Source organism: Rhodococcus sp. IEGM 1302 (genome assembly GCF_030056935.1).
Classification (GTDB): domain Bacteria; phylum Actinomycetota; class Actinomycetes; order Mycobacteriales; family Mycobacteriaceae; genus Rhodococcus_F; species Rhodococcus_F qingshengii.
The window spans coordinates 43631-68453 of the sequence record NZ_JASHKY010000015.1; the positions used below are offsets into that span (position 1 = coordinate 43631).

25 protein-coding genes and 1 pseudogene are annotated in these 24823 nt (G+C 62.4%); 18 read left to right on the forward strand and 8 right to left on the reverse strand.

The window, feature by feature from the left end:
• Positions 1–9: 9 nt before the first annotated feature.
• Positions 10–372, reverse strand: a complete 363-nt coding sequence (locus QM609_RS19715) for an RNHCP domain-containing protein (RefSeq protein ID WP_003941922.1) — start codon at positions 370–372, stop codon at positions 10–12.
• 435 nt (positions 373–807) lie between these two features.
• Between QM609_RS19715 and QM609_RS19720 the strand changes: the two genes are divergently transcribed.
• Genes QM609_RS19720 through QM609_RS19730 form a run of 3 tightly spaced genes read left to right on the forward strand, consistent with a single transcriptional unit; the run spans position 808 to position 4110 of the window.
• A complete protein-coding gene (locus QM609_RS19720; protein ID WP_003942060.1) occupies positions 808–2013 on the forward strand; it encodes an iron-containing alcohol dehydrogenase in 1206 nt (401 codons plus the stop codon).
• Between the two features lie 43 nt (positions 2014–2056).
• On the forward strand, positions 2057–3430 hold the full coding sequence (locus tag QM609_RS19725) for a MadS family sensor histidine kinase (RefSeq protein ID WP_003941844.1): 1374 nt from the start codon (positions 2057–2059) through the stop codon (positions 3428–3430).
• The gene (locus QM609_RS19730; RefSeq protein ID WP_003942005.1) at positions 3427–4110 is read left to right on the forward strand and encodes a MadR family response regulator transcription factor; all 684 of its coding nucleotides are present in this window, start codon (positions 3427–3429) and stop codon (positions 4108–4110) included. The genes QM609_RS19725 and QM609_RS19730 overlap by 4 nt, the downstream gene beginning before the upstream one ends.
• Here QM609_RS19730 and QM609_RS19735 read toward each other — a convergent pair.
• Both QM609_RS19735 and QM609_RS19740 read right to left on the reverse strand, forming a co-directional pair.
• Entirely contained in the window at positions 4107–4646 is a 540-nt protein-coding gene (locus QM609_RS19735) for an RNA polymerase subunit sigma (protein WP_050656407.1), read from the reverse strand. The genes QM609_RS19730 and QM609_RS19735 overlap by 4 nt on opposite strands.
• A gap of 83 nt (positions 4647–4729) precedes the next feature.
• Positions 4730–5224 (reverse strand): GbsR/MarR family transcriptional regulator, encoded by a 495-nt coding sequence (locus QM609_RS19740; RefSeq protein WP_047268922.1) that lies wholly within the window; start codon positions 5222–5224, stop codon positions 4730–4732.
• A 68-nt stretch (positions 5225–5292) separates the two neighbouring features.
• Here QM609_RS19740 and QM609_RS19745 point away from each other — a divergent pair, with 68 nt between their 5' ends.
• A complete protein-coding gene (locus QM609_RS19745) occupies positions 5293–6228 on the forward strand; it encodes an ABC transporter ATP-binding protein (protein WP_003942009.1) in 936 nt (311 codons plus the stop codon).
• Entirely contained in the window at positions 6225–7895 is a 1671-nt protein-coding gene (locus QM609_RS19750) for an ABC transporter permease (protein ID WP_076948840.1), read from the forward strand. The genes QM609_RS19745 and QM609_RS19750 overlap by 4 nt, the downstream gene beginning before the upstream one ends.
• A 12-nt stretch (positions 7896–7907) precedes the next feature.
• Here the strand turns inward: QM609_RS19750 and QM609_RS19755 are convergent, their stop codons facing one another.
• Complete coding sequence (locus QM609_RS19755) at positions 7908–8696, reverse strand: thioesterase family protein (RefSeq protein ID WP_042920993.1); 789 nt, start codon at positions 8694–8696, stop codon at positions 7908–7910.
• 233 nt (positions 8697–8929) lie between these two features.
• The gene (locus tag QM609_RS19760; RefSeq protein ID WP_050656084.1) at positions 8930–9406 is read right to left on the reverse strand and encodes a MaoC/PaaZ C-terminal domain-containing protein; all 477 of its coding nucleotides are present in this window, start codon (positions 9404–9406) and stop codon (positions 8930–8932) included.
• A gap of 110 nt (positions 9407–9516) precedes the next feature.
• On the opposite strand from QM609_RS19760, the gene QM609_RS19765 reads away from it, so the two are divergent.
• The gene (locus QM609_RS19765) at positions 9517–9942 is read left to right on the forward strand and encodes a DUF6314 family protein (protein WP_003941962.1); all 426 of its coding nucleotides are present in this window, start codon (positions 9517–9519) and stop codon (positions 9940–9942) included.
• 16 nt (positions 9943–9958) lie between these two features.
• On the opposite strand, the gene QM609_RS19770 is transcribed toward QM609_RS19765, so the two are convergent.
• The gene (locus QM609_RS19770) at positions 9959–10171 is read right to left on the reverse strand and encodes a TOBE domain-containing protein (RefSeq protein ID WP_003942061.1); all 213 of its coding nucleotides are present in this window, start codon (positions 10169–10171) and stop codon (positions 9959–9961) included.
• 141 nt (positions 10172–10312) lie between these two features.
• On the opposite strand from QM609_RS19770, the gene QM609_RS19775 reads away from it, so the two are divergent.
• Positions 10313–10516 carry a DUF4287 domain-containing protein gene (locus QM609_RS19775; protein WP_007728313.1) on the forward strand — a complete coding sequence of 68 codons (204 nt, stop codon included), beginning with the start codon at positions 10313–10315 and terminating at the stop codon, positions 10514–10516.
• A 6-nt stretch (positions 10517–10522) separates the two neighbouring features.
• Here QM609_RS19775 and mftM read toward each other — a convergent pair whose 3' ends face one another.
• Both mftM and mftR read right to left on the reverse strand, forming a co-directional pair.
• On the reverse strand, positions 10523–11356 hold the full coding sequence (mftM, locus tag QM609_RS19780) for a mycofactocin oligosaccharide methyltransferase MftM (protein WP_050656074.1): 834 nt from the start codon (positions 11354–11356) through the stop codon (positions 10523–10525).
• Between the two features lie 29 nt (positions 11357–11385).
• Complete coding sequence (gene mftR, locus QM609_RS19785) at positions 11386–11985, reverse strand: mycofactocin system transcriptional regulator MftR (RefSeq protein ID WP_007728311.1); 600 nt, start codon at positions 11983–11985, stop codon at positions 11386–11388.
• Positions 11986–12135: 150 nt separating this feature from the next.
• Here mftR and mftA point away from each other — a divergent pair, with 150 nt between their 5' ends.
• The 11 genes and pseudogenes from mftA (at position 12136) to mftG (ending at position 24817) form a co-directional block, all read left to right on the forward strand.
• Entirely contained in the window at positions 12136–12231 is a 96-nt protein-coding gene (gene mftA / locus QM609_RS19790) for a mycofactocin precursor MftA (protein WP_063836238.1), read from the forward strand.
• Complete coding sequence (mftB, locus tag QM609_RS19795) at positions 12216–12503, forward strand: mycofactocin biosynthesis chaperone MftB (protein ID WP_007728309.1); 288 nt, start codon at positions 12216–12218, stop codon at positions 12501–12503. Before mftA ends, mftB begins: the two co-directional genes overlap by 16 nt.
• 76 nt (positions 12504–12579) lie before the next feature.
• Complete coding sequence (gene mftC / locus QM609_RS19800) at positions 12580–13797, forward strand: mycofactocin radical SAM maturase (RefSeq protein ID WP_003942089.1); 1218 nt, start codon at positions 12580–12582, stop codon at positions 13795–13797.
• A 55-nt stretch (positions 13798–13852) separates the two neighbouring features.
• On the forward strand, positions 13853–15031 hold the full coding sequence (gene mftD, locus QM609_RS19805; RefSeq protein WP_003942047.1) for a pre-mycofactocin synthase MftD: 1179 nt from the start codon (positions 13853–13855) through the stop codon (positions 15029–15031).
• A gap of 26 nt (positions 15032–15057) precedes the next feature.
• Positions 15058–16989, forward strand: a complete 1932-nt coding sequence (locus QM609_RS19810) for a mycofactocin system FadH/OYE family oxidoreductase 1 (RefSeq protein WP_050656075.1) — start codon at positions 15058–15060, stop codon at positions 16987–16989.
• Positions 16986–17813: a mycofactocin-coupled SDR family oxidoreductase gene (locus QM609_RS19815; RefSeq protein ID WP_003941966.1), complete on the forward strand. Its 828-nt coding sequence runs from the start codon at positions 16986–16988 to the stop codon at positions 17811–17813. The genes QM609_RS19810 and QM609_RS19815 overlap by 4 nt, the downstream gene beginning before the upstream one ends.
• Positions 17813–19762: a mycofactocin system FadH/OYE family oxidoreductase 2 gene (locus QM609_RS19820; protein WP_050656076.1), complete on the forward strand. Its 1950-nt coding sequence runs from the start codon at positions 17813–17815 to the stop codon at positions 19760–19762. Before QM609_RS19815 ends, QM609_RS19820 begins: the two co-directional genes overlap by 1 nt.
• 52 nt (positions 19763–19814) lie before the next feature.
• Positions 19815–21051, forward strand: a pseudogene (locus QM609_RS19825) (HNH endonuclease signature motif containing protein).
• Between the two features lie 100 nt (positions 21052–21151).
• Positions 21152–21844, forward strand: a complete 693-nt coding sequence (gene mftE, locus QM609_RS19830) for a mycofactocin biosynthesis peptidyl-dipeptidase MftE (RefSeq protein ID WP_042922382.1) — start codon at positions 21152–21154, stop codon at positions 21842–21844.
• Positions 21845–21941: 97 nt separating this feature from the next.
• Positions 21942–23339, forward strand: coding sequence for a mycofactocin biosynthesis glycosyltransferase MftF (mftF, locus tag QM609_RS19835; RefSeq protein ID WP_050656085.1), 1398 nt, complete (start codon positions 21942–21944; stop codon positions 23337–23339).
• Positions 23336–24817, forward strand: coding sequence for a mycofactocin dehydrogenase MftG (gene mftG, locus QM609_RS19840; protein ID WP_050656077.1), 1482 nt, complete (start codon positions 23336–23338; stop codon positions 24815–24817). The genes mftF and mftG overlap by 4 nt, the downstream gene beginning before the upstream one ends.
• The last annotated feature ends 6 nt before the right edge of the window (positions 24818–24823 follow it).

The window sequence follows — 24823 nt, forward strand, 5'->3', positions numbered from 1 at the left end:
GATTCCTCCTCACAAGTCGCCGAAGGCTTCGAGCGGGAAGGGCGGTTGCGCGAGCGGCCGCACTGCCATTCTCATCAACAACAACTGGTTGTCGTCTCGGCTGACGGGGTTGGAGGTGAGCTCGAGGCACTGTGCGCAGCGGTGGATGATCATCCAATCGCCACTGCGCAGTACTGCGATCGAAATGGGAGCCATCCGCATTCCGCAGTCCGACGGTCCACCTTCCACCTGGTCGAACAAGTGTCGGGAATGCAGGCAACTGGGGCAGTGGTTTCGGCGATCACCATCGGGGCCGTACGTCATGACTGTGAGTCCGCACTGAATGCACGAGAAGGTGTCGGTTTTCGAGATGGAATTGTGTGATTGAGGCACTGGAGAACTCCTAGCTGAGTGAACAAAGCAGTAGGAGCAGGCCGAGGGGGCCTCGCGGCTGTCAGTCCGACGTTTCGAGGATCAGCATGTGACCCTCGAGGTTGCCGGCAGTGCAGGGGCGGGAGGCGCGCTCGGCGCGGGCTGGGTCATAAACACCTTCTGAATCGGTTCTACGGGCCACTCTGGCCGCAACCGAAAGTACAGCGGGACCTTCTCGCCGCGCCATTCATTTTCCCGAGACGCCTTACCTGCCCGAACGGGTAGGTAAGCGCCTCTCCTTCGGTGGGTGTGCCCCGACTGCTGTCCGCGTAGGCTCGGGGCCAGCGATTGTAAGGTGGATCACACCAGTTTGTGCACGTGGGAGTTGATGCGCTGAGAGCGACGGATGCGAAATCCCGACCGGAGATCTCAGAGCAGCGAGAGGAGAGTGGGGTCGTGTCCGTGGCATACCCGGATGCTGTGAACCACGGTGTTCATCGCCGCGGCACTGCTGCTCGACTGGTCAAATTTCACGCCCCCGAGATCGTCTTCGGTATCGGTTCCCTGGTCGAGGCAGCACACGCGACTCTGAGGTTCGGCGGGTTCCGACCATTCCTGGTCACCGATCCCGGTCTGATCGACGCGGGATGGGTCAGCGAACTCGAAGACCATCTCACGGAGCAGGGATTGACGGCGACGGTGTGGTCAGGGCTGACGCCCAATCCCAAGGACTTCGAGATCGCGGCCGGTTTCGAGGTGTACCAGGAAGGCGAGTGTGACGTCATCATCGCGCTCGGCGGCGGTTCGGTCATCGACGCGGCTAAAGGTGTAGCCGTCCTCGCTGCCAACGGTGGCAACATACTCGACTACGAGGGGGTAGATCAGGCGACCAAACCGATCCCGCCGTTGGTGATGGTTCCCACCACGTCCGGCACGGGCGCGGACGTGTCGCAGTTCTGCATCGTCACGGACACGACCCGCGGCACCAAGATCACCATCATCGGCCGGGCGCTGGTTCCAGATGTGACGGTCATCGATCCGCGGTTGCTCACGACGATGCCCGAGTGGCTCAATGCGGCAACAGGATTGGACGCACTGACGCACGGAATCGAAGCCTTCGTCTCACTGGCGCACAATCCGTTGACCGATCATCACGCGCTCCGCGCTGTCGGCCTCGTGACCGAGAATCTGGTGCACACGATCCAGGACCCGATGGAGATGGAAGCTCGATCGGTGATGGCGCAGGCGAGCCTCGAGGCCGGGTTGGCGTTCACCAACGCGATACTCGGAGCCGCGCACGCCATGAGCCATCAGGTGGGCGGCATGCTCGACCTTCCGCACGGCGTCATCAACGGAATTCTCTTGCCCCACGTCATCCGGTTCAATTCCACCACGGACGCCGCCCCCTTTGTCGCCATCGCTGCGGCACTGAGTCTTCCCGAGCAGCGCGGCACCCCGGAGGAAGCAGCGCTGGCGGTGGCCGACCGTGTCGAACGTCTCGCCCGGGAGGTCGGTGTGCCGAAGGGGCTGGGGGAGTTGGGTGTTCGCGAGGAAGACCTGAGTAGGCTCGCCAGCTTCGCGTTGCTCGACGCCTGCATGTCCACCAATCCCAGGGAAGCGACGCAGGAACAGATGGTGGCGTTGTTCCGAGGTGCCTTGTGAAGATGGACGCTGTGAAGAGGGCCGCTGTGAATTGGTGCAGGCGATGACCGCGGACCTGTCCCGGCTCACCGGATTACGATCGGGTAAGAGTTCGTTCTACCCGCAGTATCGCGGTGCGGCCGAGCGCCTCGAACGCGTCGTGCATGCCTTGGAGTTGATCTCGCGGGCTTTGGTGCGCACCGTCGAGGGGCCGGAAACCCTCGTCTGCGCGGTCGCGGAAGCTGCCCGTGCGCATCTGAGTGCCAACTGGATAGTCTTCGCCTTGGCTGACGGAACTTTGCCCGACGCCGGACCACGGCGACTGGTTCTCGGCCCGGACGCCACCCCTTTTCTGGTCGACAATGTGGAGGGGCCGCCACTTCCGGAGGATGTCGTCGAATGCCTCGACGACATCCGGTACGGAAGAATCGAATCCAACTCGGTGATCGACGCGCACTACGCGTTTGTGCCGATCGTGCTCGGTGGCGGCGTGGTAGGTGCCTTTGCAGCCTGGACGCCGGCCAACCGAACCCTCGACACGACGGACGGAGCCGTGCTCAGCATTCTGGCCAGCCAGACTGCTGTGGCTCTGCAGAATTCGGCGCTCTATCAGCGCGGACAACTGCTGCTCGAGCGTGCCGAAGATGCGTATGCGGAGGCCAATCGTACTGCAGCCGACCTTGCGGTGCGCAACAGCGAATTGGAGTCCACCCAGCGTCAACTCGGAGTGGCGCACCGGCACCAAGTGGTCGACGACGAACGTCACCGGATCGCCCGCGAACTGCACGACAGTGTGACACAGGCGGTGTTGTCGGCCGGCATGCAGATCGAGGTCTGCCGGAGTGACATCCCGGAGGCTGAACGCAGTGAAAGACTGGACTTGGCAAAGGATTTGACCAGGAGGGCGGTCGAGCAGCTTCGTTCGGCGATCTACGCGCTCAATCATTCGTCGGACGCGGACCGGACGTCGTTGCCCGAGATGCTCGAGCAACTTGGCGTGGTTCACATGCCGGACGAGTTGGCGGTGAGCGTTCGCGTCGGCGGTACCCCGACCGAACTTCCGGGCGATGCCGAACACGCTCTTCTCCGGATCGCGGGGGAAGCTCTCTTCAATGCAGCGGTCCATGCTCACGCGAATCGGGCGGTGCTACGTCTGACCTATCGGGCGGACTCCGTGTTGCTGTCGGTCTCCGACGACGGTGACGGCGACCCTGCGCGAATGCGTCTGATCCTCAAACTCGCAGCCACCAACGACGTCGACGGCCGCCATCGCGGTCTCGCGAACATGCAGGCGCGAACACTCGAGTTGGGTGGTGCGCTCGAAGTACGGCGCGCGCGGATCGGTGGGATTCAGATTCTCGTGCGACTACCACTGCCGTTCGACTCGGGCATGGAAAACCTTTGCTCCACCACTGAAATCGAGAGCGAGGAATCATGACCACTGCGCGTCCCGTCATCACCCGCGGAGCATCGCCGGTTCAGGGATTGGTTCGAATCGTCCTGGTCGACGACCATGCAATTCTGCGGCAAGGGCTCCGCTCGGTTCTCGAGCGCGAAAGCGATCTCGAGATCGTGGGGGAGGCGTCGTCCCTCGCCGAGGCACTCGCCGTGGTCGACAAGGTCGGCCCGGACATCGTCCTGATGGATCTCAAACTCTCCGCCAGTTCCGACTACGAGGGACTGACCCTGTGTGGCCAGCTGTCCTCGGCGCATCCCGGCCTCGGACTGTTGGTTCTCACCACGTTTCTCGACGATCAACTGGTGGTGCGAGCGGTGCACGCGGGTGCTCGCGGCTATGTCGTCAAAGACGTCGACACCACCGAATTGGTGCGTGCGATCAGGGCGGTCTCGCGGGGTGAGAGTGCGTTCGATTCGCGCAGCGCGTCAGCTGTCGTGCGATCGCTCAACGGGCAGTCGTCGTCGAAAGAACGATTGACCGATCGCGAACTCGAAGTGCTCAGACTCCTCGCAAACGGCTTGTCCAACATCAAGATCGGTGAGAGATTGTTCATCTCACCGACCACCGTCAAGTTTCACGTCAGCAACATCATGCGCAAACTCGAGGTGAGCCGTCGAGCAGAGGCCGTCTACGCCGCGAGTAAGCAAGGTCTGATCTAGCTCTGCTCGGAGACCGTCCAGGCGCGCAGCGCTTGATGCTGTAGGAGGAGCACGCTCGAACGAGTTGTGCGCAGAGTCGACGCGGTCATCTCGGCAGTCAGACCCACTGCGATTCGTAGTACCAGAACCTCACGTTGGTCGTCGGTCAGGCGACGCGAGCGTTTGAATTGTCCGTCGATGTTGCGTGACTGGGGAATTGACGCAATTCGTCGAGAGGCCAACTCGTACGCGAAGGTCTCGATGCGTGTGTCGGCCGAGATCGTGTCGGACATTCGTGTGACGACGTCCAGGGTGCATTGGTGGGCGAGATCGTCGGCGAACGTCGCGACGGGCGTCCCGAGGAGTCTGGCGCGATAGTAGAGAACGACGCGAGGGTGCAACCGGGCCAGTAGTTTCGACAGTGCATGGTGATCACCGGCGAATGCCTCGGCGGCGGTGCGATTCAGGGAAATCGATCGTTCACAGGTTTCGGGTGAAGCGGTACGCGCGAAGGGTGGAGTCGGTGAAGTGTTCGCGCCCCTGATCGACAGCTTCATCAGCAACTCCTCGATTACACCGCACCTGACCATGCTGGAACGAGAATTGAGGTACCCCGCCGAAATTGCGGGTAAACCTGAAGTTACCTGCCAGGTGTCCGGTCTTTTCGCCGGGAGCGCCAGTCCGCGAGCATTCGCGGCATTTCCGCGGCCATGAAGTCGAAGAAGTCGCGCAGATCTGCCATTCGATCGCCGGCTGTTGTTCCTTCACCGAGGACTCGTATGCCCTCGTCCGCAACTGCCGAGACCTGGTAGAGCGAGGACTGTTTCGTGACAAACGCGTCGGCCCACATGTCGACGCTGACGCAGTAGTGCTGACGCCGCGATCCGGGGACGGCCACACGCTCGATCAATCCGACTTGCTGGAGGTATCTGACGGCTCCGGAAATGGCGGCGGGGCTCACTCCCAACCGAGATCCGAGATCTCCTGGCGTGGACGAGGGTGCCTCGCTGGTCATCAACGCGGCCCAGACGCGGGCGGGCATCGGCGGAAAACCCATGTTGCTCAGTACGAGTGAGAGTCGCTCGACATAGTGTCGGCTCTCGTCCGGTGCAACGGTGTGGCTGGTGTCGGTCATCGGAACCCTTCGATCTTTCCGTCTTTTCTATCTTCACACATTTGTGAAATCGGCGTACGGTCAAATTCATGGGTGCGGCAATTTCAGTGAAAAGCCTCGTCAAGACCTTCGGTACCACCCGCGCGCTGGACGGCCTCGACCTCGACGTCTCGACGGGTGAAGTGCACGGATTCCTGGGGCCGAACGGTTCCGGAAAGTCCACCACTATTCGGGTGCTCCTCGGCCTGCTCCGCTCGGACTCCGGAGACGCAACCGTTCTCGGCGGCGATCCGTGGCGAGACGCTGTCACTTTGCATCGACGTCTCGCCTATGTGCCTGGCGACGTGAATCTGTGGCCCAACCTCACCGGCGGTGAGGCTATCGATCTGTTGGCGGGCCTGCGCGGTGGCCTGGACCGAAAACGCCGCAGCGAGTTGCTCGATCGCTTCGAATTGGACCCGACCAAGAAGGCGCGCACGTACTCGAAAGGTAACCGGCAGAAGGTTGCACTCGTGGCCGCGTTCTCGTCCGACGTCGACCTTTACGTCCTCGACGAACCCACATCGGGGCTCGACCCGTTGATGGAGGCGGTATTCCAGGACTGCGTCGAGGAGGTGGCTCACGCCGGAAAGACGGTACTGCTGTCGAGCCATATCCTCGCCGAGGTCGAAGCGCTGTGCGATCGTGTGAGCATCATCCGCGACGGGCGGACGGTGGAAGAGGGAACACTGTCCGAACTCAGGCATCTCACGCGCACGTCCGTCGCGGCGGAGACGCAGCGTCCGATCGGTGGACTCGACGGACTCGGCGGTGTCCACGACGCGGTGATCGACGGTAACCACGTCACCTGCGAAGTCGACAGCGCGCAACTCGGACCACTCATGACGTACTTGGTCGGATTCGGAATCGTGGCGCTCACTTCCACTCCGCCGACTCTCGAAGAACTTTTCTTGCGGCATTACGGTGACGAACGGGCTAGGGAGACTTCGGTACACCTGCGAGCCGAGACCGGAGTACGGCCGTGACCGTTGTTGTCGAGGCCGCTCCACCGGTACCGGCCTCGGCAAGTCAATTCACCGGCACACGCCGACTGGTTCGGCTGGCTTTGCGGCGGGACCGAATTCAGCTCTCCGTGTGGGTTATCTCCATCGTCTTGTTCATGCTGCTGGTTGTCGCCAGTGTGACCGGGCTGTACTCGACACCCGAGGAATTACGAAACATCGCAGTCAGTTCCGCGGTATCGCCGGTCGCGCTGGCGACCAACGGGATCGTGTCCGGTGATTCGCAGGGCGCGATAGTCGCCAGTCAGTCGGTGCTCGTGTTCGCGTTGGTGGCCGCATTGATGAGCACCCTTGCGGTGGTTCGCCATACGCGACAGAACGAGGAGACCGGCCGAGCCGAGATGATCGGTGCAGCGGTGGTAGGTCGACGAGCGCTCCTGACCTCCGCACTGATCGTAACGGTCGGTGCGAACGTCGTTCTTGCACTGGGAATTGCACTGGGATCGATCGCCGTCGGTTTGCCTGTCGTCGGTTCGTTCGCGTTGGGCGCCTCGATAGGTGGGACCGGAATCGCGTTTGCCGGAGTGGCAGCCGTGACGGCGCAGATCACCGATGGTGCTCGTACGGCCAACGGCCTGGCGGGTGCCGCGATCGGCGTTGCCTTCATGCTGCGCGCGATCGGCGACGTGAACAGTACGGTCGTCGACGTCGGAACTCGCGTGGTCAGTGGCTGGTTGTCGTGGCTCTCGCCGATCGGATGGGCACAACAGATCCGGCCCTTCGACGACGACGCCTGGTGGATCCTGTTGTTGCTGATCGGATTTGCGGCTGTGCACGTGGTGGTGGCTTTTGTTCTCATCGGCCATCGCGATCAGGGAGCGGGACTCGTTCAGCCCCGACCCGGCCCGCCAGTCGCGGCATCGTGGCTACCGTCGGCCTGGGGCCTGGCGTGGCGCATGCAGCGAATGACGATGTTCTGGTGGATCTTTGCCGTTGTCATACTCGGGTTCGCGTACGGCGCTGTGGGCAACGAGATCGACGCGATGGTGGGATCGTCGCAGCAGACCGCGGAGATGTTCGAGAAACTTGGCGGCGGCGGATCGGATCTGGTGGATTCCTACTTGGCCACTGCTCTGGGGCTCACGTCGATAGTCATCGCGGCGTATTCGGTCCAGAGTCTTCTCCGGATGCGGGGCGAGGAAACATCGGGACGGCTCGAACCGTTGCTGGCAACGTCTTTGTCGCGGTGGAGGTGGATGCTTTCCCACCTGGGTGTGGTTGTGGGCGGCGTGATCCTCGCGCACGTCTTGATGGGTGCCTTCACCGGTTTTGCCTTCGGGCTCGTCACGGACGACATCGGCGGCAACACACTTCGTATGACTGGCGCCGCGTTGGCCTATCTGCCTGCGGTGCTCGTAGTCGTGGGGTTGGTGTCGTTGGCTTTCGGACTGTTTCCGACGTACGCGTCGGCGCTCTCCTGGGGAATCTTGGCGGCATGCATCGTGCTCGGGCAACTCGGCACGTTGCTGAAGCTTCCGCAGGTAGTGCTGGATCTGTCGCCCTACACTCACGTGCCGGGTGCCCCTGCCGAGCCGGTGACAGTTCTGCCACTGCTGGCAATGATCGTTGTGGCAGTGGTGCTTTCGACAGCATCGCTTGTTGCGTTCCGTCGTCGCGACCTCCAGGTGTAGGAGAGCTGAAACTCAACTCAGAATTCGACGAAGCTGGCGAGCCCGAGCAGCAAGTCGTCCGGTCGAGTCGAATAGTTCGGATTCGTCAACACAGAGAGTGTCCGTCGCCCAGGCAGTCCCGTGGCGTAGGCGATACCACGGTGACAGCGTTCGGGGATCTGCCGTGAGGTGCTCCGGGGTGAAATGCGCGGTGAACTCGATGGTCGGTATGGCCACGGGCATCGTCAGTGTCGCGAACAGTCCGGGCGGAAGCGCGTCGAGAAGGACCGCGGCGCGCTCTTGGGCCGTGAAATCGAGGTCTGTGAGCAGGCGGATCCAGACGTCGAATTCAGGGGAGTCGCCACCGGCGAACGGCCTCGCGGAATTGATCGGCCGGATGTCGAGGTGCTGGGCGAACGGCACAAAATCCACCGGGATCTCCAGCGGCGGCAGGGTTGACGGGTCGGCCGGAGCCGGTTCGGCGACAGGGGCGGACATTGTTGTAGCTCCTATGTCGCGGGCCAACCGAACGAGAGCGGATCCCGAACCGGTCAGCGTGACGTGGCAACTGACGGTCCGCCCGCCCCGCATCTCGCCGACAGTCAACTCGGCCGGCCCAGGAGGAACGGGGCGGTCCAGATGCGCCGTGACTGCCAGCGGTTCGGCTCCGGACGCGTCGGCCGCCACCCGCAGCATCCGTGCAATTGCGAGTCCGCCCTGGATGCCGTCGAAACTCCGCCAACTGGAGTCGAATTCGGTGTGATGACGCGCTGCGTCGGTCGACGGCGCGGCCGCCACTGATGCCTGACTAGTAATTGCCATAGTCAGCACCCTAGGTGCTGACTATGGCTATGGCAAGCTAGGGTCTATTCGGGAGTGCTGGACGACCCACCGAAGAGCATGTAGATGAGGATCTGAAGAATGCCGAGAGGATTGATCTCGCCGAGGCTGCTCATGTGTGAGGAACTCCTGATTGCAGGGATGGGTATTGTTGCGTCGCAACGTCACTGAAAGTACGGCAATTCGAACAGTGTGGTGCGAAATTTACCGATAATTCACTGTCCGCGAGTCGAGCGGCAGTGCAGGTAGGCGTCAGTGACCACGTCGAGAACGCGATTGCCGTGTGCATCGACCAATTTCGCTGTGATGGTCACCAATCCTCGCGCGCGATTGTCGAACACGACGTTGTCGACGGTGACCTTTCCGCTCAGGGTGTCACCGGGGCGAAGCGGACGGAGGAAGCTCACGTCGCGCATGGTTTTCCCGGCGATCACGTTCCACTGGTCGTAGAGACTGGCGACCACCAACTTCTGGCAGATCGACAGGGTGTGCAGCCCGCTGGCGATCAACCCGCCGAAGACGCCGGACTCGGCGGCTTCCTTGTCGATGTGAAACCACTGGGGATCCCACTGAGTTGCGAACTCGACGATTTCCTCTTCGGTCACCGAATACGAACCCAATGGGATCACTTGGCCGATCTCGAGATCCTCGGCGAACACTGCGCGTTTGTGAAGGGCGGCCGAATCGTTCATGGTTGTGAAAATCTCCTGCGTGTTCCGGGTGTACTCGGAACATACTCTCGCAGTGTGTTCGAGTCGGTCTCCGGTGTCGTCGGGCAATGCAGGGTCACTAGAATCGCCACATGGTCGACGACGCGAAAATCGAGCCGAGGGCGCTGGTAGGAAAGTGGCACTTCGAGCGGGACATCGTCGACCGCCTTTCCGGTTCCACCAAGCATGTATTCGGCGAGACCACTATCTCCGACGCCGGTGACGGTCGGATGCGCTGGTACGAGAGCGGCACGCTGCGTGACGGCGACCTGGAATTACCCGTGTTCCGAACTCTGTTCATTGCCGAGCGCGGCCTCGAGTGGGCCGTGACATTCGAAGACGGCAGAGAGTTCCACGACTGGGCGCCGGGGGAGGAAGTCGAGCACCTGTGCGGTGCGGATACCTACCGCGGGCGAATCGACGTCACTGCCGGAGATCGATCGACCTGGACTGTCGTCTGGACCGTGACGGGGCCGAGCAAGGACTACACGATGACCACGCATCTCACCCGGCCCTGATCACATCGCTCGCCAGTTACTCGACGCCGATCGTCACCTCGGTGGACTTCACGAATACCGTTGCGGCTTGGCCTGGTTCAAGATCGAGATCCAGTGCGGCATCGCGGGTGATCGACGAGGTCACAATCTGATTCCCGCCGTCCAACTTCACCTTGACCGTCGCCATGACGGTGCCGAGGTTGACCTCGGTGATGGTGCCGGTGAGTTGATTTCGTGTGGACAGTCGCATCGCTGAACTCCTGTGCTCTCGGGTGGGTGTTCTTCGACCATAATGCGATGGTCGCGTGTCTACCCAGCGATTCCGCAGGTGCGGACATGCGGGCGCCGCCGGTGCGCGAATATTGTCGGGCGGTGGAGGTAGATTCCGGTCATGACTGAACCCGTGAAAGGCCCGGCGTCGTATTTTCCGTCGATCGAGAAGAAGTACGGTCGGCCGATCGGTGAATGGCAAGAGCTGATCAGAAGCTCAGACCTCACGAAGCACATGGAATTGGTCAACTGGTTGAAGTCGGAGCACGGTATGGGTCATGGGCACGCGAATGCGCTTGTCGCCCATACGCTGAAAGAAGGCTAGTTCTTTTCAGGCGGCCGATGCGTCCAGCACCAACCAGCCGCCGTGATGCTCGAATACCTCGAAGGGCACACGGCTCTGCCGGCCGACCGCACGCAGTGACTCGAGATCGAAAGTGCGGATGTGGCCGTGGCACGCGGTGGCTTCGTCTTCGAAGGGGACTGCAATGACGACCCGTTGACGCGCGATCCGGAGTGCTTGCGCGATCACGGCCTCGCCGACTGCGTCGTCGACGTGTTCGAGGAGATGAATCGCGGTGACGGTGTCGGCGCTGTTGTCCGGTGCCGGTACTTCACCCGCGTCGCAGATCACCGTGTCGATCGTGATGCCGAGTTCGGGGGCGACCGCGTCGAGCAGGATCATCGTTCCGGGCAGGATGTCCGTGGCGGTCACGTCCATTCCGGCGCGCGCGAGCCGCAGGGGCAGGAAACCGAAGCAGGAACCCAGATCGAGTACGGAACCGCGAACCAGTTCTTCGGCTTTGTCGTGAATCGGCGCGAAATCTGCAGTGCCGTCCAATAGTTCGGCAAGGGAGTTCCGGTAGTAGGTGGTCCAGGATTCGAGAGCGCCGTCCACGGTGGACCGAACCAGTCCGACCATCGTCAACTCGAATTCGTCCTGACCGAACTCCGCGTCCTGGATCGACGAGGTGACTCCGGCTACGAGTCGCTCGCTCAGATCGGCGGGAGTGAGGGAGTGCCTGACGTGGAGTCGGCCGCCTCGACGATCGAGCGAGATCGGACCGGAATCGACACGTTCGACGGTGACATGCCCGAACGACCACAAGCCCGGCGTCGACGGTGCCAGCGAATCCAGGACGGGTTCGTTCGTGATGGTGGACATGATCGCCTTTCTCAGGTGGTGATGCTTTCTCAGGTGCTGATACCGGTCCGCAGGGACTGCGTACCTGTTTTCAAGAGTTCCGGTAGCTCGAGTGAATCGTCGGTGAGCCACTGCTCGTACGCCGACATCGCGACCCCGAGCAGAAGATAGCCGACCGTGCGTGGGCCGTGATCGGTCGGCTCGAGATTCATTCGGCGTGCGACGTAGTCGGCGACCACCTGCCGCCAACCTTCGTACATCACCACAGAGTATGCCTGAAGCGTCGGAACTTCGAGGATCAATTCCATCCGTTTGCGATGTACCGCAGTCTCTTCCGGTGGGAAGGTGTTGAACGTCAACAATGCGGATTCGAGTGCGTCGACCAACGGAATATCAGCGGGCAGTGAATCCAGGTGCTCGCGCATCTCGTCGAGATGTCCGTCGAAGTCTCCCCAGGGGACGGCGTTCTTGGACGGGAAGTAGCGAAAGAAGGTCCGACGCGCGATGCCGGCGGCATCGGCTATCTGGTCGACGCTCACCTCGTTGAAGCCGACTGTCGAGAACAGTTCGATCCCGATCGTGCTGATTCCCTCCTTCGTTGTGGAGGGGCGACGACCTATCCGAGCGGACGGTTTCTTGCGGCTACGCATACTTTTTTCGCTCCATGTGTGTCATTCTGCACTCGATGCCATTACAGTGGTGAACCGAGTCACAGTGAAGTCCCACTAGTGACCACCAACTCCCAGGTTGGAAGTCTGATCTACAGACTTCCAGACGGAGTGCGACCGCAGGAGGAATCCATGTCAGATCGTGACAACAAGGCGCTCGAGAACGACCTCGTCGAGGAGTCCCTCGTGGAGGAAGTTTCCATCGACGGCATGTGCGGCGTGTACTGACCGTGTCTGCTTTGGATCTCGATGCGGGGTGGAAACTCCACCCGCAGGTAGCGCTTCGCCCCGAACCTTTCGGGGCGTTGCTCTACCACTTCGGAACACGCAAGCTGTCGTTCCTGAAGAACACGACCATCGTTGCGGTGGTCAAGGCGTTGCCAGACCATCCTGATGTCCGGTCCGCACTACGTGCGCAAGGCATCGAAGATGACGCGGCTCCCCAATATGCCCGCGCGCTGAGCACTCTCGCCGACTCGCACATGATCGTGCCTGTCTGAGCCAGACGCTCGCCCCCACGTGCGGAACAGCCCTTCCGCACGTTCGCCCGCTTCATTTCTTCGCGAGGACACAGCCATGACCTCAGTTCTTGAACAGCCCTCCCCGCCCGCCAAGGTGGGTCGCCTCGTCGATCAGTTCGAACTCGGACTCGACGCCCCCATCTGCCTGACGTGGGAACTCACCTACGCCTGCAACCTGTCCTGCGTGCACTGCCTTTCGTCGTCGGGTCGTCGTGACCCCAACGAGCTGAGCACCGAACAGTGCAAGTCCATCATCGACGAGCTGCAGCGTATGCAGGTTTTCTACGTCAACATCGGTGGCGGCGAGCCGACGGTACGCTCCGACTTCTGGGAGCTCGTCGACTACGCGACCGACCACCAGGTTGGTGTGAAGTTCTCCACCAACGGCGTGAAGATCGACAAGAAGGTCGCGGCGCGCCTCGCAGCCAGTGACTACGTCGACGTGCAGATTTCCATCGACGGTGCCACCGCTGAGGTCAATGACGCTGTGCGCGGGCCTGGTTCGTTCGCGATGGCCGAGCGCGCTCTCGCGAACCTGAAGGAAGCCGGCTTCAAGGACGCCAAGATTTCGGTGGTCGTCACGCGGCACAACGTCAGTCAGCTCGACGAGTTCAAGGCTCTCGCGGACAAGTACGACGCGACCCTGCGCATCACTCGACTGCGTCCTTCGGGCCGCGGCGCCGACGTGTGGGACGACCTGCACCCGCGTCCGGAGCAGCAGCGTGAGCTCTACAACTGGCTGGTCGCCAATGGCGAAGGCGTCCTGACGGGCGACTCGTTCTTCCACCTCTCCGCCTTCGGCGATGCACTGCCCGGTCTCAATCTCTGTGGCGCGGGCCGCGTCGTGTGCCTGATCGACCCGGTCGGTGACGTGTACGCATGCCCCTTCGCGATTCACGAGCAGTTCCTCGCCGGAAACATCGTGAAAGACGGTGGATTCCAGGAAGTCTGGCAGCACTCGGACCTGTTCGAGGAGCTGCGCTCGCCCCAAACCGGTGGCGCCTGCAGCAAGTGCAACCACTACGACTCCTGCCGCGGAGGCTGCATGGCGGCCAAGTTCTTCACCGGACTGCCGATGGACGGACCTGACCCCGAGTGCGTCATCGGCAACGGTGAAATGGCACTGGCGTCGGCGGGAGAGGTCCCGAAGTCCAGCGTCGACCACTCCCGTTCCGGTCAACGTAAGACCCCACGTGCATCGGTGCCACTGACACTGATGATGCGTCCGCCCGCCAAGATTTGTGACGAAAACCCGCTTGCGGGAATGCAGTAACTACTGCGCGATACCGACAGTGCGGCGAAAGCTGCACCCCAGAGAGGTCAGTTCAATGGCTAAGAATGCTTTCTTCGAGACGGTGGCAGAAGCACAGCGCCGTGCGAAGAAGAGGTTGCCCAAGTCCGTGTACGCGGCGTTGGTAGCGGGATCCGAGAAAGGGCTGACGGTCGACGACAACGTCGCGGCATTCAGCGAATTGGGTTTCGCTCCCCACGCTGCCGGGCTGTCGGACAAGCGCGAGATGTCCACCACCATTATGGGTCAGGACATTTCGTTGCCCGTCATGATTTCACCGACCGGTGTGCAGGCAGTGCACCCCGACGGTGAAGTAGCGGTAGCCCGTGCGGCTGCAGCACGGGGAACAGCCATCGGACTGAGTTCTTTTGCCAGCAAGTCCATCGAAGAAGTTGCCGCGGCCAACCCGCAGGTCTTCTTCCAGATGTATTGGGTCGGCAGCCGCGACGTGCTCCTGCAGCGTATGGAGCGCGCTCGCGCTGCCGGTGCCAAGGGCCTGATCATCACCACCGACTGGTCCTTCTCGTACGGTCGCGACTGGGGCAGCCCGTCCATCCCCGAAAAGATGGACCTCAAGGCGATGTTCCAGTTCGCACCCGAGGGAATCATGCGCCCGAAGTGGTTGCTCGAGTTCGCCAAGACCGGCAAGATCCCGGACCTGACCACCCCCAACCTCGCGGCTCCCGGCCAGCCTGCACCGACGTTCTTCGGCGCATACGGCGAGTGGATGCAGACTCCGCTTCCGACGTGGGAAGACATCGCCTGGCTTCGTGAGCAGTGGGGTGGACCGTTCATGCTCAAGGGCATCATGCGCATCGACGACGCCAAGCGAGCTGTCGACGCCGGTGTCTCCGCTATCTCGGTCTCCAACCACGGTGGTAACAACCTCGACGGCACCCCGGCGCCGATCCGTGTGCTCCCGGGCATTGCCGAGGCCGTGGGCGATCAGGTGGAAGTTGTTCTCGACGGCGGCATTCGACGCGGCGGCGACGTCGTCAAGGCGCTCGCACTCGGAGCCAAGGCCGTCATGCTCGGGCGCGCCTACCTGTGGGGCCTCTCGGCCAACGGCCAGGCCGGTGTCGAGAACGTGCTCGACCTCATGCGGATGGGCATCGACTCGGGGCTGATGGGCCTCGGCCACTCGTCCATCACCGAACTGAGCCCGGCGGACCTGGTGATTCCGGAAGGCTTCACACGCACATTGGGTGCCAGCTGAGATTACGGCTCCGATAGAGCTGTGAGTTGACACTCGACGAACACACGACCCTGGCCGGACGCCTCGTCCGGTCCAGGGTTGTTTTCGGTCCGCACGAGACCAATCTTGCTGTGGGACGCTCGCTTTCCGATCGGCACCGTGCGTACTACCAGCGCCGCGCCGAGGGCGGAACCGGGATCGTCGTCACCGAAGTGGCCTCGGTATCGGAGAACGACTGGCCGTACGAGCGGGCGCCGTTGGCGTCGCAATGTGGCCCGGGGTGGCAGTCGATCGCGGCTGCATGTGCTCCGTACGGAACGCTGGTTCTGGCCGGGCTCGGTCATACCGGCATGCAGGGATCGAGCGCATACTCCCAGTCGGTGCTGTGGGGACCGTCAAGAGTGGCCGACCCGGCGACGCGTGAGTTGCCGATGGCAATGGGGCAGCCGGAAATCGACCAGCTGATAGTCGGCTTCCGTGAGGCGTCGGCGCTGGCCGTCGCTTCGGGAATGGACGGAGTGGAACTCGATGCCGGTCCTCGAAGCATTCTGCGACAATTCCTTTCGGGTCTGACCAACACTCGGCAAGACCGATACGGTAGCGATCGCGTTGCTCTTGTTCGCGAGGTCATCTCGGCAGTGCGCGAGGAAGTCGGGTCGGATCACGTTGTCTCCCTGCGGTTGTCCTGTGACGAGGAAGCTCCATGGGCGGGCCTGACGCCCGATCTTGCCATCGGTATCGCGCGTGAAGTGTCTCCGTTCCTCGATCTCCTTGTCGTCGTTCGTGGCGGACTCTATTCGTCTGACCGGTACCGCCCCGATTTTCACTGCCCGCCGAACTTCAACCTCGATCTGTGCCGTGAGATCAAGGCCGCTCTGTCGATTCCTGTTGTCGTGCAGGGGAGCGTCGTGGACATCGCCGACGCTCACGCGGCGCTGGAAGTAGGTGAGTTCGTCGAGATGACCCGGGCCCAGATCGCAGACCCGGACCTGGTTGTGAAAGCCGCGCGCGGCGATCGTCCCCGGCCGTGTGTGCTCTGCAATCAGGCGTGCCTCGTGCGTGATCCTCGCAATCCTGTCGTGACGTGCGTCGGGAATCCGAGCGCGGGTTTCGAGACGGTGGACCCCGATGAGCGAGAGCAGATTTCGACACCGGGAGCCGTGCTGGTCGTGGGGGGTGGCCCCGCTGGGATGGAAGCCGCACGGATCTCGGCGGTGGTGGGGCACTCGGTCACACTCGTCGAGAGTTCATCGCAGTTCGGCGGCATGATCCGAACTTTTGCGCGAGGTGACGGCCGTAGCCGGTTCGCACTCCTCGCGCAGTGGTTGGAGGACGAATGCCGTCGTAGCGGCGTGACGATGCGGACCGGGGCGGCGCTCGACGCCCAAGACCTGGGTGACGCACGCAGCCGGGGCGAGTTTGTTGTCGTTGCCACCGGTAGTGCTGCGAGGCCGCCGACGTATCCGGTCGACGATTCGGTTCGATGGTTGGATGCGTCGGAAGCCTTCGAGAAGTTGAGCACCGTGGGGCCGGGTCCGGTCGCGCTGATCGATCCCCTCGGTGGACCGATCGCGGTGGCGCTCGCAGAAGCACTCGCGGCCCATGGCATCTCCGTCTCGATTGTGACTCCCGACAGCATCGTCGGTTCGAGGCTCGGTGCGAGTGGGGATCTGGTCGGCGCCAACACGCGCATCCAGCAGGCCGGGGTCACCAGGGTGCTCGCGTCACGTGTCACCGAAATCGCTCGAGGGGCCGTCTGCGTCGAACACGTCCATACCGGCGAGCGGTCACAGCTCGAGTGCGAAGTGGTGATCGACTGCTCGCCTCGTCTGCCGAACGAAACGCTGAAGGAAGAGGCCGACATTCAGGTGGGCGACTCGGTTGCCCCGAGAACTGTTCTCGAATCCATCCGCGAAGGGCGCTTTGCAGGGTTTACTACTAGAACGAGTTTCAATTCTGCAGAGAGGGCTATCTCATGACACAGGGTTCAGTTCGTTCGCTCGAAGGTCGCGTTGCTTTCATCACCGGCGCAGCGCGCGGTCAAGGACGTGCGCACGCGGTCAAGATGGCGCGCGAGGGAGCAGCGATCATCGCGGTCGACGTATGCGCGTCGGTGGCGTCGGACAATTCCTACGACGCAGCAACTTCCGAGGACTTTGCCGAGACGATACGTCTGGTGGAAGCGGAGGGCGGGAAGATCCTCGCCCGCGAGGTCGATGTCCGTGACGGCGCAGCGCTCACCGCGGTGGTCAAGGACGGCGTCGAACAGTTCGGACGTCTCGACATCGTGGTCGCCAACGCCGGGGTCTGCAACTGGAATCGATTCTGGGAAATGTCGGACGAGCAGTGGGAAACTCTGATCGACATCAACCTGACCGGAGTCTGGAAAACCCTCAAGGCCTCGGTGCCGGCGATCATCGAGGGTGGGCGCGGTGGATCGATCATCGTGGTCAGTTCGGTGGCCGGACTCAAGGCGCTGCCCGGACAGGCGCACTACGCGAGCGCCAAGTTCGGTCTCGTCGGTCTGACGCAGGCCGCGGCAAAGGAACTGGGGGAGTACAAGATCAGGGTCAACTCGATCCATCCTTACGGAGTGAATACGCCGATGGGGGTCGACCAGGGCGCTCTCGAGGTATTTGCAAAGTTTCCGCAGTACCTTCCCAACTTCACTCCGATCCTCTCGGACATCGCGTTCGCCGAACCCGACGAGATCGCCGATACCGTTCTGTGGCTCGCGGGTGACGGTTCACGCACCGTCACGGCAAGTCATATCGCTCTCGATCAAGGAAACTCCAAGGTCTGATGACGCCGTACCCGCGCCTCTTCGCGCCACTGCGCCTGGGCAACCTGACACTCCGCAATCGGGTCGTGTTCTCCGCACACCTGACCAATTACGCGGAGAACGGGTTGCCGACGGAGCAGCACGCGAGCTACTACGAGGCGCGGGCACGCGGCGGTGCGGGTCTGATCATCACCGAGGAGCACTCGACGCATCCTTCGGATCGACCGTACGAGAAGATGATTGCGGGCTATCGGCCGGAAGCGATCGAGGGATACCGGCGGATCACCGACGCCGTTCATGCGCATGGTTCGTCGATTCTCGCGCAGATCAACCACAATGGGGGTCAGGGCGCTGGAACCTATTCGCGATCGCCGCTGTTGGCGCCGAGCGCCGTTGCGGATCCGTTGTTCCGCGAGGTGCCCAAGGCTGTCGACGCCGCGGACATTGCCGAGATTCTCGCAGGGTTCGCCCTTGTTGCGCGCAACTGCGTTGCCGGTGGCTTCGACGGGGTGGAATTGCAGGCGTCGCAGTCGTCCATCGTGCGCGCGTTTCTCGCACCCTCGACCAACCTGCGCACCGATCGCTACGGCGGGTGCGTGGCACATCGTGCACGGTTCCTTCTCGAAGTGCTCGGGGTACTGCGTAAGGCCATCGGCCCGGATCGTGTCCTCGGTGTGCGCCTGAGTGGACACGAAGGAACGCGGGGTGGCATCGAACTGTCCGACGCAGTAGCCACCGCTCAACTCATCGAAGCTGACGGTCACGTCGACTACATCAATACCACCGTCGGAATGGCCACGGAAACACTGCATCTGGTCGAAGCATCGATGGCTGTACCCACCGGCTACGCCAACTTCGTCCCGTCTGCGATCAGGGAGGTCATCGATCTTCCAGTCGTCGGAGTCGGCCGTTTCAAGACGCCGGAGCAAGCCGAAGCCGCACTCGAGGACGGTGTATGCGATCTGGTGGGCGTAGTTCGCGGGCAGATCGCCGATCCGGATTTTGTGAACAAGGCGCGTGCCGGTCAATCGTCACAGGTGCGAACCTGCCTGTCCTGCAACCAGGAATGCGTCGGGCGGATGGGTCTGGGGCGTTGGTTGGGGTGCACCGAAAATCCGCGCGCCGGTCGGGAATCGGTACCGCTGCCGATGCCGCGGCGACGGGGCCGCACGGTGGTGGTGGTCGGTGGCGGCCCGGCCGGCCTGCAAGCTGCGGCTACAGCGGCCCAGCGAGGTCATGCGGTGACGCTGTTCGAGCGTGAACGAAGACTTGGGGGACAGATTCTTACCGCCTCGGTGGTACCGGCTCGCCGTGAGCTCGCCGACCTCGTCCGGAATCTCGAATCTGAGTGTCGCCGAAGCGGCGTGACGATCGAGTTGGATGCTGGAGCTGATCTCGCGATCATGAAGGAGCGCGCGCCCGAGGTGGTCGTGATTGCAACCGGAGCGCGGCCTGTGCGACCGGCGTGGGCGGGTGGATCAGAGCGTGTGGTGGGTGTTCGAGACGTTCTCGACGGCAAGATTCTGCCGAGTGGAACGGTGCTCGTCTACGACGAACTGGGATTCCATCAAGGTACGTCGGTGGCGGAGTTCCTCGCTGATCGAGGCTGTGCCGTCACGATCGCGACCAACGGCATGGTGGTCGCGCAGGACCTGAGCATCACCCTGGATTTCGAGGGGTGGAACCGCCGAGCGTTCGAGAAGTCGATCGGTCAACGGACAGATCTGATGGTGACTTCGGTGAGCGCTGGGGCCTCGCCGCTCGTGAGCTTGGTTCACCTTCCGACGGGTGTGACCGAGGAAGTTGCAGTCGACTGGGTGGTCTTCGCGACACAGCAGGAACCTGTCGACGAGTTGTGGAACACCTTGCAGGGAAGCTGTTTCGAGAAATTTCGCATCGGTGACGCCTTGTCTCCGAGGCGTTCGCACGCGGCCGTCATCGAGGGGCATCGGGCCGCGTTGGCGATATAAGTCGTCCGTTTTGTCTCTGGTTCTCGAAAGTATGTTCGATTAAACTTTGAGCATGGACAGTCGGGATGCGTGGCAGCTGGATGGTGAGGGCCTCAAGAGTGAGGTTCTCGATCTGGTGCGCGCCCGGCACGAGTTGCAGTCGCGGATGGTGTTGCTGATCGTGGAGATGTTTTCCCGGGAGACTGTGGTCGGGAAGGGTTTTCGGGCGATCGCGCAGTGGTTGCACGGGTCGACGAATCTGGAGATCGGTGAGTGCAGTCTGCTGGTCGGGTTGGCGCGGTTGTTGATGCTCGAACCTGTTGTCGCGGATGCATTCCATCGCGGTGACGTGGATGCGTTGAAGGCGCGGCAGGTGGCGTCGTTTTGTCAGCATCCGCCGAAGAACATGACCCTGGCGGATGTGGACAAGGCTCGCGGGATTCTGTTGGGGTTGGCGTCGAAGAACATTGCGGATTGTGATGCGGTGCGGGCGGCGATTCGGCGGATCGAGAAGCAGTACGGCAAGCGTGAGGACGGTGTCCCGGTGGGTGAGGATTCGGAGCGTAACGAGTTCTATGCCTCGAAAGGTTTGTACGGGCGGGTCACTGTGAAGGGTGATCTGGATGCTGTAAACGGGGCGCGGTTGATCACGTTGCTGTCGAGCCTGTCGGCGCCGACGCCGGAGAAGGACGGCGTGAAGGACACTCGCACTCCGGCATTACGGCGGGCGGATGGGTTCTGCGAATTGTTGCGGCGGTACGAGCGGGCGGGGTTGGGTCCGGTCGAGGGCGGGGTGAAACCACACATCACCGTTACCGCCAGTGCGAAAGACGTGACCGACCTGAAAGCGTTGAAGGATTTGTTGCCGTCGACAGAAGAGCTCGGGTTTGCGTGGACGGATTGGGTGGGCCCGATCAGTATCGACACTGCGCGGATGTTGGCGTGCGACTGCACCGTGACGCGGATCTTGTTGGACGAGAATGGTGTTCTGCTCGACTGCGGCAAGGAAGTGAGAACGGCGACGGCGCCGCAGCGGCGGGTGTTGGCGGTTCGTGATGGTGGGTGTGCGTTTCCCGGGTGCGGAACTCCGTCGGGGTGGTGCGATGCCCATCATATTGTTCACTGGTGATGGTGGCCCAACGGATCTCGACAATCTGATTCTGTTGTGCGGTCATCATCACCAGACGCTGCATCACACGGAGTGGCGGGTGGAGATCGGTCCGGATCGTAAATCGGTGTTCTATCCGCCGATGTCGGTGGATCCGTATCAACAGCCGATCGGCGGGAACAGCCCACCGACAGCGGCGTGAACCGCGACAACTGACGAATACGCCGGGGCACAACAAAATGCCCCGGTGTATCCGCATGCAGTGTTGCGGTGGGAGGGGCCCACACCAATACGATCGGGGGATGAGTTCTCCGCGTGACCTTGCTGCCATCCCGAGTCCTGCGCTCGAGGGCACTGCGCTCACCGTCGTGGTCCCGGTCGGTTCTTTCGAACAACACGGACCGCACCTGCCTCTCGATACCGACACTCGGATCGCGAGAGCAGTCGCACAGGCTCTGCCCGACGTCGTCGTGGCCCCGGCCATCGAATACGGGGCGAGCGGCGAACACGAAGGGTTTGCCGGCACGATTTCGATCGGTGCCGAGGCTATGGAAACCGTCGTCGTCGAATACGGAAGGTCGGCGTTCCGATGGACGAAGCGGGTGCTGTTCGTCAACGGCCACGGCGGAAATGGTCCCGCATTGGCCAAAGCGGTGGCACTTCTGCGGTATGAGGGGCGTGATGCTGCTTGGGTGCCGTGCGCTGTTGCGGGTGCCGACGCTCATGCCGGACACACTGAAACGAGCCTATTGCTGCACCTTTCGCCCGATTTGGTGCACATGAGCCTTGCTGAGACAGGAAATTTGTCTCCTATCGCGGACCTGATGCCAGGAATGCGTTCGGGCGGTATGGTCGCTGTGTCGCAAAACGGCGTTCTCGGCAATCCAGTCGGGGCTACCGCCGAAGACGGCGCATACATCTTCGGTGAGTTGGTAGGACGCGTGACGGATGGACTGGCCCGGTGGGAGCCTGGTCCAGATGGGAGGCTTCGGTGACGACCACGACCGAGTGGGGGCGGACGGTCCACCTGCGACGGCTTTCGAGGCTGCGACGAGTTGCAGCACGACGGGCTACGTCCCTTACGATCATCTGATGCGACCAGCAAGACTCCCCGACGGCTTCGGCATTCGGTTGGACCCCAAGGTGCGCACGTACTCGGGTGGCCGGGTACTCATCGGCGGATCTCCGACGCGGATGCTCAAGCTGGCGCCGACGGCTGCGGCGATGATCGGTGACGGCTTCCTCGAGGTGGTCGATCAGCAGAGCGCTGCGGTTGCGCGACACCTTCTCGATTCAGGTGTCGCGAATCCTCGTCCGATGTCGACGCCGTCCGCTGCCGATGTCACGGTCGTGATTCCGGTCAAGGACAACCAGGCCGGCGTCGAACGCCTATTGCCCGTTCTCAAGGATCTGACCGTCATCGTTGTCGACGACGGTTCGGAAGTGCCGGTGGAGCCCCGTCGCGCCTGCCCGGGCACCGGCACCATCACAGTGGTCCGGCACGAGAGTGCCCGCGGACCCTCGGCAGCGAGAAACTCGGGATTGCGTTCGGCCCAAACATGTTTCGTAGCTTTTCTGGACTCCGACGTCATACCGCGTGCCGGTTGGCTCGAGTTGATGTTGGGCCACTTCAGCGATCCGGGGGTTGCCCTTGTTGCACCCCGCATCGTGGCCCTCGATCCGTACGGGACGGCGCTGGCGCGGTACGAGAACATGCGATCGTCTCTCGACCTCGGACGCAAGGAAGCTGCGGTGAAGTCGGGCAGTCCGGTCGCCTATGTCCCCAGCGCCGCCGTGATCGTCCGGCGCGACGTGGCACTCGAATGCAACGGTTTCGACGAGAGTCTCCAAGTAGCCGAGGACGTCGATTTCTGCTGGCGACTGCAGGCTGCGGGTTGGCGACTGAGGTACGAACCGGTTGCGCATGTCGCCCACGATCATCGAGTTCAGTTCGACAAGTGGTTCGCCAGGAGAGCGTTCTACGGCACGGGTGCGGCGCCGTTGGCTGCAAGACACGAGGGTTCGGTTCCGCCGATGGCGATGTCGTTCTCGACGCTCTTCGCGTGTATCGCCGCTGCAACACTGACCCGTTCCGGTCTTGCCGGCGCACTCGGCGCTTTGCTGTTTACCGTTTACCGGCTGCGAAAGATGTTCACCGGCCTGAGTCAACCCACCCGGATCGCGGCGATCCTCACCGCGCAGGGAGTTGTCGGCGGATTCTGGCAACTCGCCTCGGCAATGTGTCGTCACTACTGGCCCGTGACGCTCCTGGCGGTGATCGCCTCCAGGCGAATTCGGCGGCTGGCCGTCGCTGCAGCAGTCACCGAAGGTTTGGTGGACTGGTATCGCCACCGTGAGCCAGGCGGGCTGGGACCGGTTCGGTACGTCTTCTTCAAACGAGCCGACGACATCGCGTATGGGGCCGGACTCTGGCGTGGCGCATTCGACGCCCGCGACTGGGCGGCGCTGAAACCTCGAATCACCAAGTGACAGAAGCCGACTACGCAGATTTCCTGGTTGTCGGTGGTGGCACGTGTGGTTGCGTGGTCGCAGCCAGGCTCAGTGAAGATCCATCCGCCACGGTGATGCTCCTCGAATCGGGAAGCGGATATCGATCGGCGCTCGAACTCCCGGACGTCCTGGGTGATCCGTACCGACTGCCGGTCGGACCTGCGAGCGAATACACGTGGACCTATCCGGTCGAACTGACGCCGCGTCGGGCGTCCACAATTGCGCGGGGGCGGACACTCGGTGGATCCGGAGCCGTCAACGGTGCGTACTTCACCCGCGCGACCCGTGCTGATTTCGAGAATTGGCCGAGTTCATGGCGATACGACGACGTCTTGCCGTACTTCAAGAAGTCCGAAACGGATCGTGATTTCGAGAGCGAGTTCCACGGGACCGCCGGACCGATCCCGGTCGAGCGTCGAGCGTGGGACCAACTGCATCCACTGAGCGGCGAGTTTCATGCGGCAGCGCTCGGAGCAGGCTTTCCCGACGACGTCGACAAGAATGCGCCGGACTCGTTCGGGGTGGGCCGAGTGCCACTGAACGTGTCGGATCATCGTCGGATCAGTACGGCGATCGGGTATCTGATGCCGGCGTTGCACCGGCCGAATCTGCGGGTGGAATCCGGAGTGAACGTCATTCGTATCGCGTTCTCGGGTACCCGTGCGATCGGCGTCGACGTTCTCGGCGACGGCAATGTCCGACGCATTCGTGCCGACCATGTGGTCGTGTGTTCGGGTGCGGTGGCGACACCGCACATTCTCCTCAATTCCGGTGTTGGTCCAGCGGAACAACTTGTAGGGCAGGGAGTTTCCGTCGTTCTCGATCGACCGGGCGTCGGACAGAACTTCGTCGACCACCCGGAAGTGCTGCTGCCGTACCATTTTTCGAAGCCCCGCACGATTCGATCGCAGACTCCGGTGCTGGAGACGGCCCTCAACCTCGCTGAGATCGAAATCCGTCCGTACACCGCATCTTTCACCGAACTGGTTCCCGGTGTGCCTCGCATGGACCACGGCGTCGGAGTGGTCCTCATGGCGCCGCACAGCCGGGGAAGCATCGAACTGGCATCGCGGGATCCCGCTGGGGCGCCGCGTATTCGGTACAACTACGTCGCGTCGGCGCACGATCGAGCTGCCATTCGGGAAGGGATGCGGATCGCCGAGAATCTTCTCGAGTCGATCGCCGAGACGGGGTTGATCGATCGCCCCGTTGTGGAGTACACCGATGAGTGGGTCGAATCCCGCCTGGGAACGTCGCTGCATATGTCCGGTAGTTGCGTGATGGGTGCCGAGGCGGACCCGTTCGCAGTCGTCGACGGTCGGTGCCGTGTGATCGGCGCGCAAGGACTCAGTATTGTTGACACGTCAATCCTGCCGACGATCCCGACCCGCGGCCCGCATGCGACCGCGGTGATGGTCGCGGAACGAGCAAGCGCCATTCTGCTCGGCGACGAGTGACCGCGA

Bases quoted from the DNA above. Each gene is read 5' to 3' on its own strand.
- QM609_RS19725 (WP_003941844.1), top strand. From the start codon at position 2,057: ATGACCGCGGACCTGTCCCGGCTCACCGGATTACGATCGGGTAAGAGT.
- QM609_RS19730 (WP_003942005.1), top strand. From the start codon at position 3,427: ATGACCACTGCGCGTCCCGTCATCACCCGCGGAGCATCGCCGGTTCAG.
- QM609_RS19735 (WP_050656407.1), bottom strand. From the start codon at position 4,646: ATGAAGCTGTCGATCAGGGGCGCGAACACTTCACCGACTCCACCCTTC.
- QM609_RS19740 (WP_047268922.1), bottom strand. From the start codon at position 5,224: ATGACCGACACCAGCCACACCGTTGCACCGGACGAGAGCCGACACTAT.
- QM609_RS19745 (WP_003942009.1), top strand. From the start codon at position 5,293: ATGGGTGCGGCAATTTCAGTGAAAAGCCTCGTCAAGACCTTCGGTACC.
- QM609_RS19755 (WP_042920993.1), bottom strand. From the start codon at position 8,696: ATGGCAATTACTAGTCAGGCATCAGTGGCGGCCGCGCCGTCGACCGAC.
- QM609_RS19760 (WP_050656084.1), bottom strand. From the start codon at position 9,406: ATGAACGATTCGGCCGCCCTTCACAAACGCGCAGTGTTCGCCGAGGAT.
- QM609_RS19765 (WP_003941962.1), top strand. From the start codon at position 9,517: ATGGTCGACGACGCGAAAATCGAGCCGAGGGCGCTGGTAGGAAAGTGG.
- QM609_RS19770 (WP_003942061.1), bottom strand. From the start codon at position 10,171: ATGCGACTGTCCACACGAAATCAACTCACCGGCACCATCACCGAGGTC.
- QM609_RS19775 (WP_007728313.1), top strand. From the start codon at position 10,313: ATGACTGAACCCGTGAAAGGCCCGGCGTCGTATTTTCCGTCGATCGAG.
- mftM (WP_050656074.1), bottom strand. From the start codon at position 11,356: ATGTCCACCATCACGAACGAACCCGTCCTGGATTCGCTGGCACCGTCG.
- mftR (WP_007728311.1), bottom strand. From the start codon at position 11,985: ATGCGTAGCCGCAAGAAACCGTCCGCTCGGATAGGTCGTCGCCCCTCC.
- mftA (WP_063836238.1), top strand. From the start codon at position 12,136: ATGTCAGATCGTGACAACAAGGCGCTCGAGAACGACCTCGTCGAGGAG.
- mftC (WP_003942089.1), top strand. From the start codon at position 12,580: ATGACCTCAGTTCTTGAACAGCCCTCCCCGCCCGCCAAGGTGGGTCGC.
- mftD (WP_003942047.1), top strand. From the start codon at position 13,853: ATGGCTAAGAATGCTTTCTTCGAGACGGTGGCAGAAGCACAGCGCCGT.
- QM609_RS19815 (WP_003941966.1), top strand. From the start codon at position 16,986: ATGACACAGGGTTCAGTTCGTTCGCTCGAAGGTCGCGTTGCTTTCATC.
- QM609_RS19820 (WP_050656076.1), top strand. From the start codon at position 17,813: ATGACGCCGTACCCGCGCCTCTTCGCGCCACTGCGCCTGGGCAACCTG.
- mftE (WP_042922382.1), top strand. From the start codon at position 21,152: ATGAGTTCTCCGCGTGACCTTGCTGCCATCCCGAGTCCTGCGCTCGAG.
- mftF (WP_050656085.1), top strand. From the start codon at position 21,942: ATGCGACCAGCAAGACTCCCCGACGGCTTCGGCATTCGGTTGGACCCC.